This window comes from Pseudoalteromonas sp. SR43-7, assembly GCF_014163785.1.
Lineage (GTDB): Bacteria > Pseudomonadota > Gammaproteobacteria > Enterobacterales > Alteromonadaceae > Pseudoalteromonas > Pseudoalteromonas distincta.
On sequence record NZ_JACJDY010000012.1, the window covers coordinates 56,064 to 76,276 of the forward strand.

The following is a 20,213-nucleotide window of genomic DNA, read 5'->3' on the forward strand; positions in this document are numbered from 1 at the left end:
GTGATCCATTCTACAGCAATAATCGAACCTGGCGCTAAACTAGGCAACAATGTCTCAGTTGGTCCGTATAGTTATATTGGCAATGATGTTGTTATCGGTGATAACTGTATTATTGAGTCTCATGTTGTTGTTAAAGGGCCATCAACTATTGGCTCTGGCAATCATATTTTTCAGTTTGCGTCTGTGGGTGAAGCCTGCCAAGACAAAAAATACAACAACGAGCCAACCACATTAATCATGGGTGATAACAATGTTATCCGTGAATGTGCCACTATTCACCGTGGTACAATTCAAGACCAAGGCGTTACTAAAATTGGTAGTAATAACTTATTTATGGCTTATACACACGTTGCACATGACGCGGTAATTGGCGATAACGTAATTTTTGCTAACAATGCAAGTGTGGCCGGCCATGTACATGTAGGCGACTGGGTTATCTTAGGTGGTAATTCGGGAGTTCATCAGTTTTGTAAAATTGGTGCACATGCCTTTATTGGTATGTATTCAGGTGTTAACAAAGATGTACCACCTTTTGTTACTACCATAGGTATGCCAGCAGGTCCTGCCGCTATCAATAAAGAAGGCATGAAACGTCGTGGTTTCGAAAGTGATGAAATTATGGCTGTACGCCGTGCATACAAAGCGTTTTATCGTAAAAGCTTAGGTGCAGACGAAGCGATTGAATCGCTTAGTGAAGATGCTGCAAAGTATCCTGCTGTAAAGTTGATGGTCGACTTTGTTAAAAGCTCAGAGCGCGGCATCGTAAGATAATTCGCGCGTTTTGCTTTAAGCATTAAAAAACCACCCTAGATGATAAATCGAAGGTGGTTTTTTATTGTCCTGCTTTTAAGCTAATTCAGTTAATACTCAGGCTACTCAAGCTAGTATGCGCCTAATTTGTATAATAAAAGTCATCCTATGCGTTTACCTAAGTTAGTTGTCACTCTTTTTATAACTTCAGCTTTAGCCGCTTGTAGTAGCCAACCTATTGTTAAGTCATCTGCTGGAGAAATTACTCAAGTAGGAAAAGCTTCTTTTTATGCTGATAAATATCACGGCAGAACAACTGCCAACGGAGAGCGCTTTAGCCAACAAGCCGCCACGGCAGCCCATTTAGAATTCGATTTTGGCACTAAGGTGGTTGTTACCAATCTAGCTAATAACAAATCAGTCACGGTAAGAATTAACGATAGAGGTCCGTATGTGCGAGGTCGTATTATTGACTTATCAAAGAGTATGTTTAAAAAGATAGCCGACCCTAAAGTCGGCGTTATTGATGTATCAGTAACGGTTTTAAAACCGGGTAGTTAGCGCAACATAGTCGGGATGAGTGCCACTGAGCTCTTTATGAGTGCCTTGCGCAACTACTTTACCGCCTTCTAACCATACAACATTATCCATTTGAGCAAGTAGAGCGGGATCGTGCGTAATTGTCAGCACGCTGGCGTTATTCATAACGTGCATTATTGCTTGCATTACCCCTTGCTTAGATTGATTATCAAGACCTTCTGTTGGTTCATCAAGTACTAAAATAGCAGGGTTTTTAAGTAATGCTTGGGCAATGGCTATACGTCTAGACTGGCCTTGCGACACGTTACGCCCGCCAGTGCCTAATCGTGTTTTTAAACCTTCTTTTAGCTCATTAAACCATGGGCTCAATTGAGCTAATGCGAGCGCTTCAATCATTTGCTCTTTGGTTGCATTTGGCGCGGCATAACGTAAGTTTTCACTTAATGTACCATCAAAAATATGGTGCTGCTGGGCGAGTATATTTATAACATTTGCGCGTATATCATTATTTAACGAACGTAAGTCAACAACGCTATTTTGATTGTTTAGCGTTATGCTGCCTTGTTGCAAAGGCCATAAACCAGTAAGTAAATTTACAAGCGTCGTTTTACCGCTGCCGCTTCTACCTACAATCGCTACCTTTTGCTGAGGCATTAGTTCAAAACTGATATTAGTTAGCGCTGTTTGTTCACCATATTGATAGCTAATATTGTTAAGTATTAACGTGTGATTTTGCGCGCTAAAGTTTTCATCAATGTCTACATGTGTATCTTTAACTTGTGAGCTAGCTGCTTTATCTTCAAGTGTAAACAGTCGCTCTGCTGCTTTTAAAACACTTGGAAGCTCTATAAACGCGTTGGGTAGTAGCAATACGCTTTCAAAGCTTGCCAGTACAAACAAACTTAACATAGCAAGTTCTACATTTACCATACTGCTTGCGTAAACCAGTGGGACAATGGTTACTATGCTAGCAAGCATCGCTAATTGAACAACCAACAAGCTTAATCCATCTGAGTTTGCCAGTGCTTTGTGGCGAATAAATAATTGCTGATTGTACTGATCGCTTAATTCGTCGCACTTATTAAGCTGCTGCGAATGGGCTTGATAAATACTAAGCTCTCTAAGGCCTGTAAGTGTATCTGAAAGCTCAGAGCGAAGTTGTGCACTCAGTTGTGTTTCTTTATGGCTGTTTTTAGTGAGCTTTATGCTAAGTAGGGCAGGTATAACCACACCAATAAGTATAATGCCAGTAAAGCAAATAAGGGCGACGTTGCCATTATAGGCCGACATAAACAGCATGATGATTGGTACACTTAAAAGAGCAACCAGCATAGGCAGTAAAACGTTTAAATAAAATTTGTCGAGTGCGTCTACATCGTTTTGTAATCGGTTAACTAAATCAGCGCTGCGGCTCATTGCTAAATCAACATTGTTAAGCTTGCTTAACGTTGCAAATACATTGGTACGTATTTCACTTAGTAATAAAAACGTGGCGTTATGGGTAACTAGGCGTTCGCCATAGCGCGATGCTGTTCGCACAATAGCTAAAAAACGAATCGTGCCGGCAGGAGTAAAATAATTCATTTGTACGCCCGCAATACCAGCAGCGGCCATTGATGCTAAAAACCAGCCAGATATAGCCAACAGGCCCACATTAGCTAATACCGTAATCGTTGCTAAAAATGTACCCAATAGCATAGCTTTGTAATGAGGAGCACAAAGCTTTAATAAGCGAATAAAATTACGCATGCGCCACCCCTTGTTCAGCCGTTTTTAGTAAGTCAGCAAATGCACCATTTTGCGCTGCAAGTGTTTCAAAGTGACCTTGCTCAGCTATTTTTCCATCGTGCATCACAATGATATTGCTGGCATGTTTAACCGTATTTAATCTATGGGCAATAACTAACACTAAGTTGTTTTTAGCGTACTCATTAATAGCATCTTGAATAAGCAGCTCTGTTTGGCTATCAAGGTGCGCTGTAGGCTCATCAAGCACTAAAACTGGTGCTTGTTTTATGAATGCACGTGCGAGTGCGATGCGTTGCTTTTGTCCGCCAGAAAGCCCTTCGCCTTGCTCACCTATCAGTGTGTTAAAACCACCGGGTAGGGTATTAATAAATTCAAGCACACCAGCTTGTTTTGCCGCATGTTCAAGCTCTTGCTGTGTGGCAGTGGGTTTGGCCAATTTAATGTTGGCAGCAATGGTGTCGTAAAATAGCGTTGCTTTTTGTGGTATCCATGCAATATTATTTTGCAAGTAAGTAATATCGGTTGTACTTAAACTCTGCCCATTAACAGATAGGTTGTTAATCACCTCAGGGTGAAACCCTAATAGACAATCAAACAACGTACTTTTACCTGAGCCACTACTGCCCACAACTGCAATTAAGCCTTTATTTGGCAGTGTTAAATTTATATTTTTAATCCCTTCGTTACTACCAGGGTATATAAAATTAAGGTCGGTAATACTTATTGAATTAATTGTATTTAAAGTTAAATTGTTTTCAGGTGCGCTGGTAGTTACTGGCGCATTTACGTCACTTGGCAGTGGGGCATTTAAAATCGCAACCATATCGGCCGCCGCACTAATACCTTGTAAACGTGCATGGTAATGGCTACCCAGCTGGCGCAGTGGTAAATAAAATTCAGGCGCTAAAAGTAGCACCACAAAGCCAGTGGCAAAATCAAGAGTGCCAAAAAATAGTCTAAAACCAATAATTACGGCAACGAGTGCCACGCTAATGGTAGCTAAAAACTCAAGTGCAAATGATGATAAAAACGCGATTTTTAAAACATCGAGTGTCGCGTGTCTAAAATCATCTGAAATTTTAGCTATTTGTTTAAGCTCGGTACGTGTTGCATTAAATAGTTTTAGCTGAGTTAAACCTTGCACGCGGTCAAAAAAGTAATTGCCCAGTACAGCAAGTTGCTTCCAGCGTTTTTGGTTTAAAGCTTCGGCTTTAGAGCCTACTAAAATCATGAAAAAAGGAATAAGTGGGGCGGTTAATAAAAATATCAGCCCAGCTTTATAATCTGTCGGAAAAATAACAACCAATATTGCCAGCGGAATAAGTGCGCTGTAAGCAACACCTGGCAAGTATTTAGCGTAATAGTCGTGAAGTGCTTCAACGCCATTATGCAGGGTGTTTAATGTAGCGCCTTGGCCGTGTTGTTCTATATAACTAGGCCCAAGTAAGCTGAGCTTATGGAGAAGTGTTTGGCGCATAGCCGATTTTATTTTAAGCGCAGCAAATGCACTTAAGCGCTCACTTAACGCTAAAAACACCGCGCGCAATAAAATAATGCCTGCTAAGGGCCATAATAAATGAGTGACTTGGGCTAAGTTATTACCTTCAAACATTACATTATGAATAGCTTGAGCCAGTAAATAAGCACCTGCAATCATCAGTAGTGCGTTAAAAGTACCCAGTGCAATGCTTAACTTTAACCACACTGCAGCGGGTTTACTTTGACGCTTTAAAAAAGCGCGCAGTGATTGCTGCTGCGCGCGATCTGGTCGGGGGTTAGTCGTCATCTTTTGTGTTGTTAGCATCATTTAATAAATCGTGCATGGCTTGTTCATCATCAGCAATGCTGTTTTTATTTTGATGAAACTCGTACCACATTACATTTATTACACCTAAGGTACAGGCCAAAAGTACACCTAAAATCCAAGCGAAATACCACATTGTTTAGTCTCCTTAGTAGCTACCATGAGTGTTGTTTTCAATTTCTTCTACCGTTACTCTGCGCCACATTTTTACGTAACACCAAGTGGTGTAGGACAAAATTAGTGGTACAAAAATACACACTGCAACAAACATTATATTGAGCGTTTTATGGCTCGATACCGCATCCCAAATTGTTAAGCTAATATTAGGGTTATTACTTGATGGCATAATAAATGGGAATAGAGAAACACCGGCCGTCATAATTACGCCAATTAACATTAAGCTTGTTGAAATAAGTCCAAGTGCAGGTTTATTTAATTTTGAAAACACAAGTGCACTTAATGCCATTGCAAAGGCTAAAATAGGGAAGGTCATTGTCCACGGACGGGTGTTGTAATTACTTAACCAAGCACCTTGCGCTGTAGTGACTACTTTAGCTAGAGGGTCTGCATGACTTTGTGTATCAGCCATAGATACAACTTGGTAACCCGTTAAGTTAGCCACCCAAAAACCAGCTGCAGCAAATAACACGATAAACACAATAAGAGAATAGCGGCCATATTGACCCGAACGCTCTGCGACCACACTTGCTGTTCGAAGTTGTAACCACATACCCGCATGCGCAACTAACATGGTAATACTTACTAAACCTGCAAGTAATCCAAATGGGTTAAGCAAGCCAAAAAATGATCCTTGGTAGCTAACACGCATAAGGTTATCAATATTAAACGGTACGCCTAAAAATAAATTACCAAACGCAACACCAAATACTAATGCTGGAATTGCGCTGCCTGCAAGCAAGCCCCAATCCCAGTTATTGCGCCAGCGTTTTGAGTCTACTTTACTGCGGTAATCAAATCCAAGTGGTCTAAAAAACAAAGCAAAGAGTACTAGCATCATGGCAAAGTAAAAGCCCGAAAATGCAGCTGCATAAACCATAGGCCACGCCGCAAATAACGCGCCGCCTGCCGTTATAAACCATACTTGGTTACCATCCCAATGCGGGCCAATTGTGTTTATTACTGTGCGGCGCTCTGAATCTGTTTTACCAACGAGGCGAAGCAACATAGCAACGCCCATATCCATACCATCGGTAATAGCAAAACCAATAAGCAGCACACCAATGATCAACCACCAAAGCATTTTTAATGTTTCATAATCAAAAATCATGATTGCTCTCCTTCAGTTTTATCAGCTTTGTTTGGTAATTCAAAATGATACTTACCAGTATGCAGCGAGCTTGGCCCCTGCTTAACAAAGCGGATCATCAGCCAGCCTTCCACAATGGCTAAACCAGTATAGAAAACAATAAACCCAGTTAAGCTAATTAAAATATCGTTTACTGTTAGTGACGACGTGGCTAAAAAGGTCGGCAGTATTTCAGATATAGCCCAAGGTTGACGACCATACTCGGCAACAATCCAGCCAAATTCAATCGCTATCCAAGGTAGTGGAATACTCAATACGGCAGCCCATAACAACCAGCGTTTTTGCTCAATCACACGGTGTGCGTTGTAGTAAAATGCCAATATAAATACACCAAGCATGGCCACACCACAGGCAACCATAATCCTAAATGACCAAAACATAGGGCCTACTTTAGGAAAAGAGTCTTTAACAGCTTTTTGAATTTGTTCTTCAGTAGCATCTACAACATCTGGTGTGTAGCGCTTAAGTAGCAAGCCATAACCTAAATCATCTTTTAGAGTATTAAATTTGGCAATATTATCTGGCGTATCTTCACCGTTTCTGAGTTTTGTAAGGTATTCATAAGCAATCATACCGTTGCGAATACGTACTTCATGTTGTTTTTCTAGGTCGTTAATACCCGTTACTTGCTCATCTAGTGAGCGCGTAGCAATTAACCCAAGTGCGTAAGGTATTTTAACCGCCGCATGTGTTACTTGCTCTTCTGAATCAGGAAAACCAAATGCGGTAAACGCAGCCGGAGCTTCTTCTGTGTGCCATTCGGCTTCAATTGTGGCAAGTTTTACTTTTTGGACTTCGCCTACTTCGTAGCCTGATTCGTCACCGAGTAAAATTACACACAAAATTGACGCTAAACCAAAGCCCGAAGCGACTGAAAAAGAGCGTTTAGCAAATGCTAAATCACGGCCTTTTAATATATACCAACTGCTTATACCCAATACAAACATAGAGGCAGCTACATAACCTGCCGATACAGTATGAATAAACTTAACTTGGGCTACAGGGTTAAACACAAGCTCTGCAAAACTAGTCATTTCCATGCGCATGGTTTGATAGTTAAATTCAGCGCCTACTGGGTTTTGCATCCAACCGTTGGCAATTAAAATCCACAGCGCCGACATGTTAGTACCAATGGCCATTAAAAAGGTCGCGCCTAAATGTTGGCGTTTAGAAAGCCTGTCCCAGCCTAAAAAGAACATACCCACAAAGGTCGACTCTAAAAAGAATGCCATTAAACCTTCAATAGCCAGGGGAGCCCCAAAAACATCACCTACGTAATGGGAGTAATAAGACCAGTTAGTACCAAACTCAAATTCCATGGTAAGGCCTGTTGCCACACCAATTGCAAAGTTAATACCAAACAATTTTCCCCAAAACTTAGTCATATCACGATAAATTTCGCGACCGGTCATAACATAAACCGATTCCATAATAACTAAAATCCAGGTCATACCTATTGTTAACGGTACGAATAAGAAATGAAAGAGAGCGGTAACAGCAAACTGTAATCGCGATAGATCCACAAAGGTTTCATCTATCATTATTGACTCCTTGAGAGTGACGGATTAACAGGGCAACATTTTATTGGCAAAGTTAAGATTTAATGAACTTTCAGTAATTACTGAAAGTTTGTAATAGTATTTACGTTTGTGCAATCTTTGTCAACATACATATTAGTAAAGCGTAATATATATTTCCTATGCTACATCAGTATTAAAAACAAACAACATAAAGCCTTAACTTAGGTAATAAAAAACCAGTTATTTAAAGCGTTTAACCAAACAGTAAAACACGGTAAACTAACAAGCATGAACGCCTGGTTTACTTGTGAAATAAAATCAAATGAATAAAGATAAAAAACAACTACGTATTGGTATTGTGGCAGGTGAACTGTCGGGCGATATTTTAGGTGAAGGTTTAATTAAAGCCCTTAAAAAACACTTTCCGGACGCTATTTTTGAAGGAATAGCAGGACCTAAAATGCAAGCGCAGGGCTGTAAAACACTTTACGACATGGATGAGCTTTCGGTAATGGGGCTTGTTGAGGTGCTAGGGCGTTTACCACGTTTGCTTAAAATACGTAAACAACTCGTGCAGCATTTTGTAGATAACCCACCTGATGTATTTATAGGTATAGATGCACCCGATTTTAACTTACGTGTAGAAAAGCCACTTAAAGATGCGGGTATTAAAACCGTGCAGTATGTAAGTCCGTCTGTTTGGGCGTGGCGCGAAAAGCGCATTCATACAATAAGTGCAGCCACTAACTTAGTGTTAGCATTATTACCATTTGAAAAAGAATTTTACGATAAGCACCAAGTGCCATGTACATTTGTGGGGCATACCTTGGCAGACGACATTGCACTTGAGCACGACGATACTAAAGCACGTGAAGAACTTGGCTTAAGCCTTGATGACAAAGTACTGGCGCTACTACCCGGTAGTCGAGGCTCAGAAGTTGGTTTACTAAGCGAGACTTACATTAAAACAGCCGCAGAGCTGCAAGCTAAAAATCCTAATCTTAAAATTGTGGTGCCGTTGGTTAACGAAAAACGCAAAGCGCAGTTTAGTGATATATTAAACGCTACCGCACCAAACCTTAATATTAACCTGCTTGATGGGCAATCAAAATTAGCGATGCAAGCTGCTGATGCTATTTTATTAGCGTCGGGCACTGCAACACTTGAAGGTATGCTTTATAAAAAGCCAATGGTTGTGGGCTATAAAATAAAGCCTTTGAGCTATTGGATTTTTAAAACTTTATTTACGTTTAATATTAAGTACTTTTCGCTGCCTAATTTATTAGCTGACGAAGAGCTAGTGCCTGAGTTTTTACAAACCGAGTGTAATGTGACTAACTTAACAAGCGCACTTACCCCTATGCTCAACACAGATAACAAAGAGCTAAAAGCACGCTTTTTAGCTATTCACGAAAAAATTAGATTAAATGCCAGTGAACAAGCAGCCAATGCTGTGGCGGAGTTAATAAATGCAAATTGATAGACCTAATGTATCCTTAATTGCCGGTGTAGATGAAGTAGGGCGCGGCCCGCTTGTTGGTGATGTAGTTACTGCCGCCGTCATTTTAGATCCCACTAAACCAATAGCTGGCTTAGCGGATTCTAAAAAATTAACAGATAAAAAACGCCAAGCACTTGCAATTGAAATAAAAGAAAAAGCATTGTGCTACGCTTATGGACGCTGCAATCCAACAGAAATTGATGAGTTAAATATTCTGCACGCGACTATGCTCGCTATGACCCGTGCAGTAGAGGCATTAAGTACGCAACCTGAATTTGTATTTATAGATGGTAATCGTTTGCCAAAACTCACTATGCCAGCACAAGCTGTTGTTAAAGGCGATAGCTTAGTGGCCGAAATTTCAGCGGCGTCTATTTTAGCTAAAGTAGCACGCGATGACGAAATGCTTGAACTTGATAAACGCCACCCAGAATATGGTTTTGCAGGGCACAAAGGGTATCCCACTAAAGCGCACTTTGCAGCGCTTGAACAATACGGCGCAATTGACGAGCATCGTAAAAGCTTTAAACCTGTGCAGCGCGTTTTGGCGCAAGCCAATGGTGAGGGCTAAGCATGGCTGCTCCTGATTTTGTTCATTTAAGAGTTCATTCAGACTTTTCGATGGTTGATGGCCTTGCTAAAACAAAGCCAATAGTCGCAAAAGCGCAAGAGCTGCAAATGCCAGCCATTGCAATTACTGATCAAATGAACTTTTGTGGTTTAGTGCGTTTTTATGGCGCCACGCATAATGCAGGTATTAAACCTATAGTGGGTGCTGACTTTTGGGTTCGTAGCCCAGAGTTTCCTGATGAGCCAAGCCGCTTAACCATATTAGCCAAAGACAACGACGGCTATAAAAATATTACCTTACTGATATCTAAAGCGTATCAGCGTGGGCATGTATTTCATCGCCCTGTGATTGACCGCGAATGGTTAGTTGAGCTAAAAGCAGGCTTAATTATTCTCTCAGGCGCTAAAGACGGTGACTTAGGTAAAGCGTTATTAAAAAATAATCCGACTGTAATTGAATCGGTTGTTAGTTTTTATAAGCAGCATTTTAGCGATAACTACTACCTAGAGCTTGTTCGCACCAACCGACCGCTTGAAGAAGATTACTTACACATGGCGGTAGAGCTTGCTGCTAAAGAGCAGCTACCGGTTGTAGCCACCAACGAAGTGGTGTTTTTAAAGCCCGAAAACTTTGAAGCGCACGAAATTCGTGTTGCTATTTTTGACGGTTACACGCTCGATGATAAGCGCCGCCCTAAACGGTTCTCTGAAGAACAATATCTAAAAACACCTGAGCAAATGGCTGAGTTGTTTAGCGATATTCCAGAAGCCCTACAAAATACCGTAGAAATCGCTAAGCGTTGTAATGTAACTGTGCAATTAGGTACTTACTTTTTACCTGATTACCCAACCGGCTCGCTTAAAATTGAAGACTTTTTAGTTAAAGTGTCACAAGACGGCCTAGAAGAGCGACTACAGTTTTTATTCCCCGACGAAGAAGATAGAAAAGTAAAACGTGTTGAATACGATGAGCGTCTTGCAATTGAACTCGGTGTAATCAACCAAATGGGATTCCCAGGTTACTTCTTAATCGTAATGGAGTTTATTCAGTGGAGTAAAGATAATAATATTCCAGTTGGACCTGGTCGTGGTTCAGGTGCGGGTTCGTTAGTTGCGTACGCGCTTAAAATTACCGACCTTGATCCACTTGAGTTTGACTTACTCTTTGAGCGATTCTTAAACCCTGAACGTGTATCAATGCCCGATTTCGACGTCGATTTTTGTATGGATAGACGAGACGAAGTAATTGATCACGTGTCGGCTTTGTATGGTCGGGATGCGGTTTCGCAAATTATTACCTTTGGTACCATGGCTGCAAAGGCGGTAATACGCGATGTAGGGCGAGTGCTTGGGCATCCTTACGGGTTTGTTGATCGAATTTCAAAATTGATTCCGGGTGACCCCGGTATGACACTTGCCAAAGCGTTTGATGTAGAACCACGCTTGCAAGAAGCCTACGATGGCGACAATGAAGTAAAAGATTTAATCGACATGTGTCGCATCCTTGAAGGGTGTACACGTAATGCCGGTAAACATGCGGGTGGCGTAGTAATATCGCCAACCACTATTACCGACTTCGCTGCGCTTTATTGCGATGACGAAGGTAAGTTTCCAGTAACACAGTTTGATAAAAACGATGTAGAAACAGCCGGCTTAGTTAAGTTCGATTTCTTGGGTTTACGTACACTGACTATATTGCAGTGGGCGGTCGATATGACCAATGTGCGCATGAAGCGCCAAGGTAAAGACCCCGTTGATATAAACACCATTCCACTGGATGATAAAAAAAGTATTGAGTTGCTACTTCGCGCCGAAACGACCGCTGTATTTCAGCTAGAGTCGCGTGGTATGAAAGACTTAGTACGCCGCCTTAAGCCCGACTGCTTTGAAGATATGATTGCACTTGTGGCCTTGTTCCGCCCAGGTCCACTGCAATCAGGCATGGTAGATAACTTTATCGACCGAAAACTGGGCCGAGAAGAAATCTCATACCCAGATGCGCAGTATCAACACGAAAGCTTAAAACCAATACTTGATCCAACTTACGGCATTATTTTGTATCAAGAACAAGTAATGCAAATTGCGCAAGTACTAGCAGGTTACACGCTAGGTGGCGCCGACATGCTGCGTCGTGCAATGGGTAAGAAAAAACCCGAAGAAATGGCAAAGCAGCGTTCAACATTTGAAGATGGCGCAAGAAATAACGGCATTGACGGCGAGCTTGCGATAAAAATCTTCGACTTGGTAGAAAAGTTCGCAGGTTACGGTTTTAACAAATCTCACTCAGCAGCTTACGCACTCGTATCGTATCAAACATTGTGGATGAAAACGCATCACCCTGCAGAGTTTATGGCTGCGGTAATGTCGGCCGATATGGATAACACCGACAAAATAGTTATTTTGGTGGATGAATGTGAAAACATGAAGCTCACCTTATTACCACCAGACGTAAATGCAGGTGAGTTTAAGTTTACAGTAAACCTTGAAGGTGAAATTGTTTACGGCATTGGCGCGATAAAAGGCGTAGGTGAGGCACCGGTTGAAGCAATTTTAGAAGCGCGTGCAAAAGGTGGCCCATTTAAAGATTTATTTGATTTTTGTGCCCGTGTTGATTTAAAACGCTTAAATAAACGTGTCACTGAAAAATTAATTTACGCAGGTGCTTTGGATCAATTAGGGCCAGAGAAAACCCAATCTGGGCGTGCTACATTACTAGCCAGTTTAAAAGATGCTATGCGTGCGGCCGATCAACACAACAAAGCTGAGCAATTAGGACAAAGTGACTTATTTGGTTTATTAGCCACTGAGCCTGATGAAGTTGAACAAGCTTTTATTAAAGCCACAGGGCTTACTGATAACGAGTGGTTAGATGGCGAAAAAGAGACGCTAGGCCTTTATTTAACTGGGCATCCAATAAATCAGTACCGCCGTGAGCTTAGGCATTACACTAGCGGAAAAATAGTTGATTTACAGCCAACTAATCGTGATGTGTTTGCAACGGCAGCTGGTTTAGTTATTGCTTCTAGAGTATTAATTAATAAAAAAGGAAATCGTTGGGCCTTAGTAACTTTAGATGACAAGAGTGCACGGATTGATGTACGCTTGTATTCAGACGAGTTTGAAAAGTACCAAGATATGCTCCAAGTTAACAATATCTTGGTAATATCTGGACAGGTCAGCTTTGATAACTTCTCCGGTGGTATTACAATGACCGCCAGAGAAATAAACACCATTGCTCAAGCGCGTGAAAAGCGTATTAAAGCGATTAAAATGACGCTGAACATGGTGCAAATCGAGGCAGGTTTCTTCGATAAATTACAAAAAGTACTCGAACCCTATAAAATGGGAACGTGTCCGATCAAGGTTTATTACCAACGTCCAGATGCGTTGGCGCAATTAACTCTTGGAATCGAATGGTGTGTTACGCCAAGTGACGACTTAATCCATAAGTTATCACTAATGGCTGCGCAAGATGTAGAACTAGAATTTAACTAATTAGGTAGTTTAGAGCATGAGCCTCAATTATCTTGATTTTGAGCTTCCAATTGCAGAATTAGAAGCAAAAATTGAAGAATTACAAAGTATCAGCCGCGCTGGCGAATTAGACCTTGAGTTAGAAGAGGAAGTCAGCAAATTAAAAGAAAAAAGTGCCAAACAAAAACAGGAGATTTTTTCTAATTTAGGCGCTTGGCAAGTATCACAGTTAGCACGTCATCCGTTGCGTCCATACACTCGAGATTATATCGAGCGCATTTTCACGGAATTTGACGAGTTTGCTGGCGATCGTACTTTTGCTAACGATCCAGCTATTTTAGGTGGCATTGCGCGTTTAGATGGCGAACCGGTAATGGTTATTGGCCAACAAAAAGGTCGTGATACTGCTGAAAAAATTAAACGTAACTTTGGTATGCCAAAGCCAGAAGGTTACCGTAAAGCATTACGCTTAATGGAAATGGCTGAGCGTTTTAAAATGCCAATCATGACCTTTATTGACACACCAGGTGCATACCCAGGTGTTGGCGCTGAAGAACGTGGTCAATCTGAAGCAATCGCACGTAACTTAAAAGTAATGGCGTCACTTAAAGTGCCGACAATATGTACGGTTATTGGTGAAGGCGGTTCAGGTGGTGCATTAGCGATTGGTGTTGGCGACAGAGTTAACATGTTGCAGTACAGCACTTATTCTGTAATTTCGCCTGAAGGTTGTGCGTCTATTCTTTGGAAAAGCGCTGACAAAGCACCGCTTGCAGCAGAAGCAATGGGTGTAACCGCAGAGCGCGTTAAAGAGCTAGACTTAATCAACAACTTAGTTGATGAGCCTCTAGGTGGTGCACACCGTAATTACGATGCAATGGCACGTAACTTAAAAGTACGCCTTAAGCGTGACCTAGCAGACTTACAAGCGCTTACGCTTGAAGAAATGCTTGATCAACGTTACAAACGTTTAATGTCGTTTGGTTATTGCTAAATACATTAATTGTTAAAAAAAGCCGCTTATGCGGCTTTTTTGCTTTAAAATGTTCAGAGTTTTTATATAAAAGTGCGGCCATATGCATACAACAGCAATTTATCAGCAATTAAAAAAATCACTAAATAGCTATATTGAGCAAGGTAACACTGTTTTTACTGTGGCGCTTTCTGGTGGTGTTGATTCTGTGGTGTTGCTGCATTTAATGTGTACTTTAAGAGCCGATAACCCTGCAATTGATGTATCGGCTATTTATGTTCACCATGGCTTGAGCCAGTATGCCGATGACTGGCAACGCTTTTGCAAAAACGTATGTATTGAGCTTGATGTGCCTTTTAAAGCCGCAAAAGTTGTAATTGAGCAGCAGTCGCGTACGAGCCTTGAAGCCCAAGCTCGCGATGCACGTTACAAAGCACTTGATGAGCTAAGCCCACAAGGCAGCATTGTTTTATTGGGCCAACATTTAAACGACCAAGTAGAAACGTTTTTACTGCGCTTAAAGCGTGGCTCGGGTTTAAAAGGGCTTGGCGCCATGCACCAAGCGCGTTTGCTGCAAAGTGGCCGTGTATGTTTTAGGCCATTGTTAAACGTAAAGCGAAGCGATATAGAAGCGTTTGCAGCGCGCTTTAGTATTAACCACATAACTGATGACTCAAATACAGATGAAAGTTTTGACCGTAACTTTTTACGCTCAAAAATAGTACCTGTGTTAGCCGAGCGCTTTACTGGGTTTGAACAATGTACAGCACGAAGTATTGAGCTACTACAACAACAGCAAACATTACTTGATGAATATACTCAGCTTGATTTAAATAAGTGTATTAACGAGCACCAAGCACTGTGCATTAGCCAAATAAACGAATACAGCGCAGCGCGTATTGCAAATATAGTACGTGCGTGGCTTACATTATTTACACAAGTCATGCCATCGCAAAAGCAGCTTGAGCAAATTATTAATCAAGCAATGTGCGCAAAAAACGACGCACAAATGCGTATTGATTTGCTCGATGGGCAAATACGTCGTCATCAAGGTTATTTGTATTTTGTAACACCAAATGAAGTATTAACAGATATTGAGCTAAATCATTCACAGCTAAAACTTGCAGACGGGCGCTTATTAATTAAAAGCATTGGTTTTGGAGTAAGACCTCCACACTCAAATGAGCAAGTAATAGTGCGCTTTAATTGCAATAGCGCACGTATTAAACCACTTAAAAAGCCTGGAAGTAATACAGTTAAGCATTGGTTTAAAGATGCAAAAATAGCGCCGTGGCTACGCGCCAGTGTGCCACTTATTTTTTATAATGATGAATTAGTTCAAGTGGTTGGTTGTTTTATAAGCGCTAAGCATGTTGATGAAAATGGTATTTTTTGGGAGTGTAAATAAATGAGTAAACAGCCGCATGTTGGCTTATCGTTAGTAACAAAAGCGCCAATGGGTATGCTAATAACAGCGCTTATTGCTGTTATCGCTAATGTTTTACTTGAGTTAAATATAGTCACGTTAGGTTATGCAGTCGCTGGTGGGATTGCATCTGCAGTACTTTTATTAGCTTATTGGTTAGGTAAAGGTGGATTATTTTTTATTTCAGGCGTGAGCCTGCCACTGCTTTTAGTATTATTTACACCGCTTGCTACTATTACTGCATTACTTAATTTAATTAGCGGATTCTTTTTTGGATTCTGTGCTGCGTTGTTTATTTATAAATTGGTAAGTGCAAAGCCTAGCGGGGGAAGCTAGGCTTTTTTATTTAATGCAGTTAAGTAAAGGCTAGTATGCTTTTGCGCAGTTTCTACCTGATGCCTTTGCTTTGTATAAACCTTTATCGGCTCGAGCAAATATCTCAGTTTCGCAATCTTGGCTGTTAGCTAAAGTAAAACCAATACTAGTTGTTACTTTGTATTTAGACATTAATGGCGATTTTCTTACTAAGCACATTATACGCTCAGCAATCACTTTATTAGTTGTAAACTCAGGGTCTTCAATAAGTAAAGCAAACTCATCACCACCAAATCTAAATACCGAATCAGTGCCGCGTATACTACTACACAGTACTTTTGAAAATTCTTTAAGTGTATCGTCACCAATTTTATGGCCGAAGTTGTCATTAACTTGTTTAAAGTTATCTAAATCAAGCAACATTAAACTAAATGGACGTTGATAACGGCGACAGTTTTCAAGCTTTTGAAGTAAAAAGTCATTAAATTGACTACGATTATTTAAACCGGTTAACGCATCCTTTGTGGCAAGCTTTAGTACGCGGCTATACATCATCGCATTACGAAGTGGATAAACCAGCGCAGTATGTAATGTATGTAATTTTTTCTCAATTGCGTGACCAAGCGGGAATTTACTAAAATAAATTAGCTGCCCTAAGTGGTCTTTATTAATCGCTAAATCAAAAATATAGGGTGTACTATTTGTATCACTTTGTGATGTTTGAGCAGTACCTAAAGTTGATTGAAACTGCAATCCAGAAAAATTGAGCAATTGTTTTGCAAATTTAGCGTAAATAGCCAGAACATCCTCGATCACTAAGCTTGTTTGTAGCTCTGCGACGAGTTCATGCGTTTCAGTTATTTCATTTGTAGGTGATTGTTCAGCCGAAAACGGCAAAAAATCACCGCGACCAGACACACGCTGCGTCAAAATATGGACGTTTTCCATTAAATTCTCCCCCGAGGGTGTTACTTTGCAATAACTAAGCTATTTTTGTGCCATATTTTAAAATTGCATGAAAAACATATGGTTGTTATATTTACTTACAAGCTACTAGTTTAATTTAAACGCGAGGCTGCATTTGCAAAGTATTAATGCTCAAATTTTTGGCTTATTAGTCGCGGCAGTTCTTTTTGTGTGGTTTTTTAAGCGCATTGGCTTGCCGCCTATTTTAGCGTACCTAGCAACGGGGGTTTTAGCCGGTAGTCATGGTATTGGCTGGCTTGCACAATCTCACGAAATAGAGTTTGTAGCTGAACTGGGTATTGTGTTTTTGTTATTTAGTTTAGGGCTAGAATTTTCTATTTCTTGGCTAATGGCAATGCGCAACCTAGTATTTGGTTTGGGCTCATTACAAGTAGGTATAACCAGTTTACTCTTCATTATTATTCTATATTGCTTAAACTTTTCATTACTCACCAGTTTTACCATCGGCACAATTATGGCGCTTTCTTCAACCGCTGTAGTAGTTAAGCTATTAAAAGAAACGGGTGAGCTTAATCAGCGCCGTGGGCAATTAGCCGTTGGTGTTCTACTTTTTCAAGATATTGCTGTTGTTCCTTTATTAATAATACTTCCTTTATTTGCATCAAGTGACTCTCAAAGTATTGGCTGGGCTTTAGCGTTTGCCCTAAGTAAAGGCGCATTTGTATGTGTGCTTCTTTGGGCAATTGGTAAATGGGTATTGCCTATTGTGTTTAAAGAAATAGCGCAAGTACGAACCGATGAGTTATTTGTACTTACCACCATATTAGTCGCGTTGTTTGCAGGCTTTTTAACGTATATGTTTGGCTTGTCTATGGCGCTAGGTGCTTTTTTAGCCGGAATGATGTTAGGTGAGAGCCATTACAGGCATCAGTTAGAGGCCGATATACGCCCATTTCGCGATATTTTAATGGGGCTATTTTTTGTTACTGTAGGTATGCAGCTAGATATTTTATTTGTACTAGGACATATCGTAATAATTATTGGCGCCTTGCTGGGTTTACTGGTATTAAAAATTGCAGTGGTAGCATTTAGCGCGCGGCTAATGCATGAGCGAAACCAAGATTCACTCGCCTGTGGCATTATGCTGTGGCAAATGGGGGAGTTTGGCTTTGTACTTATTGCACTCGCTGGCCAGCATCAATTATTAAATTCAGAGCAAGCTTCATTTTTAATTGCCCTTGGTGTGCTTTCAATGGCATTTACCCCATTTTTGATTGATAAAACGCCATTTATTTTAAAGCGTTTAGGCATACTCGATCGCCCAAGTTTGGCGCTCGAGAGTGAGCCACAAAGTAGTACGCTTTATAGCGACCATGTTGTTATTTGTGGTTTTTCGCGAGTTGGGCAAACTATAGCGCGTTTTTTAAAGCCCGAAGCAATTGACTATGTTGCGATTGAAAGTAACCCAATTTTAGTGCAAGAAGGCAAAGCGGCAGGTGAGCCTGTCATATTTGGCTATGTTAAACAAAAAGATATTTTAAAGTGCGCAGGAGTAGAGCGAGCTCGCTTGGTTATTATTACTTTTACAGAGTTTGATCACGCACAGGTTGTTATTGATGCCATAAAGCAAATAGCACCCAATGTTAAAATACTCATTCGTACCCGTGACGATAGCCAGCTAGATTATTTAAAAGAGCTAGGTGTAACCGAAGTAGTACCTGAGTCGTTAGAGGCAAGCTTAATGCTCGTGTCGCATGTGTTGTCTATGTCGGGCGTACCGATGACGCGTATTGTGCGAAGAGTAAGTAAAGAGCGTCGTAATCGTTATCCGTTAATGCAAAGCTTTTATGCAGGCTATTTTAAAGATAACGAAGATACATCAAGTGACCGGTTAGAGTACTTACATGTGGTTGCTCTGCCTGATAAAGCTTATGCAGTTAATAAAACAATCGAAAATCTTAATTTAGAAAAGCGTCGGGTACTGGTAAAAGCACTGCGCAGAGAAGGGGCCGAAATAGACACGCCATCAGTACAAACAACCTTATTGGCTAATGACGTTTTAGTGTTACAAGGTAAACCAAGGCGTGTTGAGAGGGTAGAGCACTACCTGCTCGACGGCATAGAATAACGTTTCTGTTAGGGCTTAATCTAGTTCTAAAAACTTGCGTATCTCCGGTAATTTTTTCATACCGTCTTCATAACCAATTTGCATTAAATGCTGGGTGTAGCGTTTTTCAAACAATAGATAACTGGTTAAGCTCGATTGCGAATGTTTTTTAACACCTATGGTACGTAGCAATACTTTAATAGCCCAAGGCATATCGTCGTAATACTGCGCTGCAATAGCATTAAAGTTTTGCGAAGGGTTAATTACAAAGGTATCTATTTGTTTAAGTTCTTGATGTTTGTCACGAGCGGGTAATAGCCCTAATGTTCGGTTAACACGAGCCAAACGCTCTAAATCCGATTGCATAGTGTCGGTAAATACACTGTCGAGTAAATGCCCCGCAACAGCAGATAGTCCAGGATAATGTGGCGAATAACCCGGCGGGTGTAATTCTTTAGGTTGGTCGACCCCAATAATAAATATTTTTTCAGCGCCTAAATGAATCGACGGGCTCAGCGGAGAAAGTTGATGTATAGAGCCATCCCCAAAGTAATGATTATAAATATTTACACTTGGGAACACCATAGGAATGGCACTTGATGCCATTAAGTGCTCAACATTAATACGAGTTGCGCGGCCTTCGCGTTTAGCACGTTGCCACGATGTTTGCGTATTAGATTGAAAAAATGCAACCGAGTCACCCGTTGTATAACTTGAGGCTGTAATAGACAGCGCATCTAAATAATTACGGTGTAAATTGCGCTCAATGCGGTGTAAATCTAAAATCTCGTTTAATAAACTACGCAGAGGGCGGTTATTTAGTAAGCTCGCTGGTGGGTGGTTAATATGCTCTGACTGAAAGCTCGTTAAGATATTGCGAGCAATATGACCAAACACGCTTAAAAAGTCACTTTTATAGACCATAGAGGTTGAAAAGTTTTTCCAAACTGATTCGAGCTTTCGTACAGCCAAATGCGCACAAGAAGCGTAACATGCCAATGCAGCAGAGTTAATAGCGCCAGCGGAGGTGCCATTTATTACTCTAAATGGCAATGGAGCAGTACGAGGCATACTATGAGCTAGCGCTTTTAGCACACCGACTTGATAAGCAGCTCGTGCGCCACCACCTGTAAGTAATAAGGCAGTTTTAGGTTTTTGTGGATCAACTTGCTTGATTTTCATATTGGTGGTTAAACTGTTCTACGTCTTTACTTTATTTATTAACTGTAA

The 20,213-nt window shown here is 40.8% G+C and carries 16 protein-coding genes; 9 read left to right on the top strand and 7 right to left on the bottom strand.

Features of this window, described 5'->3' with window-relative positions:
- Both lpxA and H5087_RS10830 read left to right on the top strand, forming a co-directional pair.
- Nucleotides 1–771: an acyl-ACP--UDP-N-acetylglucosamine O-acyltransferase gene (gene lpxA, locus H5087_RS10825; RefSeq protein WP_039484358.1), complete on the top strand. Its 771-nt coding sequence runs from the start codon at nt 1–3 to the stop codon at nt 769–771.
- A gap of 147 nt (nt 772–918) precedes the next feature.
- Nucleotides 919–1,311: a septal ring lytic transglycosylase RlpA family protein gene (locus tag H5087_RS10830; RefSeq protein WP_182672018.1), complete on the top strand. Its 393-nt coding sequence runs from the start codon at nt 919–921 to the stop codon at nt 1,309–1,311.
- On the opposite strand, the gene cydC is transcribed toward H5087_RS10830, so the two are convergent.
- From cydC to H5087_RS10855, 5 genes are read right to left on the bottom strand one after another with little or no spacing between them, the layout of a single operon-like run.
- Nucleotides 1,294–3,039 (bottom strand): thiol reductant ABC exporter subunit CydC, encoded by a 1,746-nt coding sequence (gene cydC, locus H5087_RS10835; RefSeq protein WP_182672019.1) that lies wholly within the window; start codon nt 3,037–3,039, stop codon nt 1,294–1,296. The genes H5087_RS10830 and cydC overlap by 18 nt on opposite strands.
- A complete protein-coding gene (cydD, locus tag H5087_RS10840; RefSeq protein ID WP_182672061.1) occupies nt 3,032–4,825 on the bottom strand; it encodes a thiol reductant ABC exporter subunit CydD in 1,794 nt (597 codons plus the stop codon). Before cydD ends, cydC begins: the two co-directional genes overlap by 8 nt.
- On the bottom strand, nt 4,815–4,979 hold the full coding sequence (gene cydX / locus H5087_RS10845) for a cytochrome bd-I oxidase subunit CydX (protein WP_002958303.1): 165 nt from the start codon (nt 4,977–4,979) through the stop codon (nt 4,815–4,817). The genes cydD and cydX overlap by 11 nt, the downstream gene beginning before the upstream one ends.
- Nucleotides 4,980–4,991: 12 nt before the next feature.
- On the bottom strand, nt 4,992–6,131 hold the full coding sequence (gene cydB / locus H5087_RS10850) for a cytochrome d ubiquinol oxidase subunit II (protein ID WP_182672020.1): 1,140 nt from the start codon (nt 6,129–6,131) through the stop codon (nt 4,992–4,994).
- Complete coding sequence (locus H5087_RS10855; protein ID WP_002958301.1) at nt 6,128–7,711, bottom strand: cytochrome ubiquinol oxidase subunit I; 1,584 nt, start codon at nt 7,709–7,711, stop codon at nt 6,128–6,130. The genes cydB and H5087_RS10855 overlap by 4 nt, the downstream gene beginning before the upstream one ends.
- A gap of 301 nt (nt 7,712–8,012) precedes the next feature.
- Here H5087_RS10855 and lpxB point away from each other — a divergent pair, with 301 nt between their 5' ends.
- From lpxB to H5087_RS10885, 6 genes are all read left to right on the top strand, one after another.
- A complete protein-coding gene (lpxB, locus tag H5087_RS10860; RefSeq protein ID WP_182672021.1) occupies nt 8,013–9,170 on the top strand; it encodes a lipid-A-disaccharide synthase in 1,158 nt (385 codons plus the stop codon).
- On the top strand, nt 9,160–9,762 hold the full coding sequence (gene rnhB, locus H5087_RS10865; protein WP_182672022.1) for a ribonuclease HII: 603 nt from the start codon (nt 9,160–9,162) through the stop codon (nt 9,760–9,762). Before lpxB ends, rnhB begins: the two co-directional genes overlap by 11 nt.
- Before the next feature lie 2 nt (nt 9,763–9,764).
- Complete coding sequence (gene dnaE, locus H5087_RS10870) at nt 9,765–13,256, top strand: DNA polymerase III subunit alpha (protein WP_138488763.1); 3,492 nt, start codon at nt 9,765–9,767, stop codon at nt 13,254–13,256.
- Between the two features lie 16 nt (nt 13,257–13,272).
- A complete protein-coding gene (gene accA, locus H5087_RS10875) occupies nt 13,273–14,229 on the top strand; it encodes an acetyl-CoA carboxylase carboxyl transferase subunit alpha (RefSeq protein ID WP_002958297.1) in 957 nt (318 codons plus the stop codon).
- Nucleotides 14,230–14,311: 82 nt separating this feature from the next.
- Entirely contained in the window at nt 14,312–15,616 is a 1,305-nt protein-coding gene (gene tilS / locus H5087_RS10880; protein WP_182672023.1) for a tRNA lysidine(34) synthetase TilS, read from the top strand.
- A complete protein-coding gene (locus H5087_RS10885) occupies nt 15,617–15,970 on the top strand; it encodes a hypothetical protein (RefSeq protein WP_182195842.1) in 354 nt (117 codons plus the stop codon).
- Nucleotides 15,971–16,000: 30 nt separating this feature from the next.
- Here the strand turns inward: H5087_RS10885 and H5087_RS10890 are convergent, their stop codons facing one another.
- Nucleotides 16,001–16,897, bottom strand: coding sequence for a GGDEF domain-containing protein (locus H5087_RS10890; RefSeq protein WP_182672024.1), 897 nt, complete (start codon nt 16,895–16,897; stop codon nt 16,001–16,003).
- Between the two features lie 133 nt (nt 16,898–17,030).
- Here H5087_RS10890 and H5087_RS10895 point away from each other — a divergent pair, with 133 nt between their 5' ends.
- Complete coding sequence (locus H5087_RS10895) at nt 17,031–19,004, top strand: monovalent cation:proton antiporter-2 (CPA2) family protein (protein ID WP_182672025.1); 1,974 nt, start codon at nt 17,031–17,033, stop codon at nt 19,002–19,004.
- 15 nt (nt 19,005–19,019) lie between these two features.
- Here H5087_RS10895 and H5087_RS10900 read toward each other — a convergent pair whose 3' ends face one another.
- Nucleotides 19,020–20,165, bottom strand: a complete 1,146-nt coding sequence (locus H5087_RS10900) for a patatin-like phospholipase family protein (protein WP_002958292.1) — start codon at nt 20,163–20,165, stop codon at nt 19,020–19,022.
- Nucleotides 20,166–20,213: the final 48 nt, after the last annotated feature.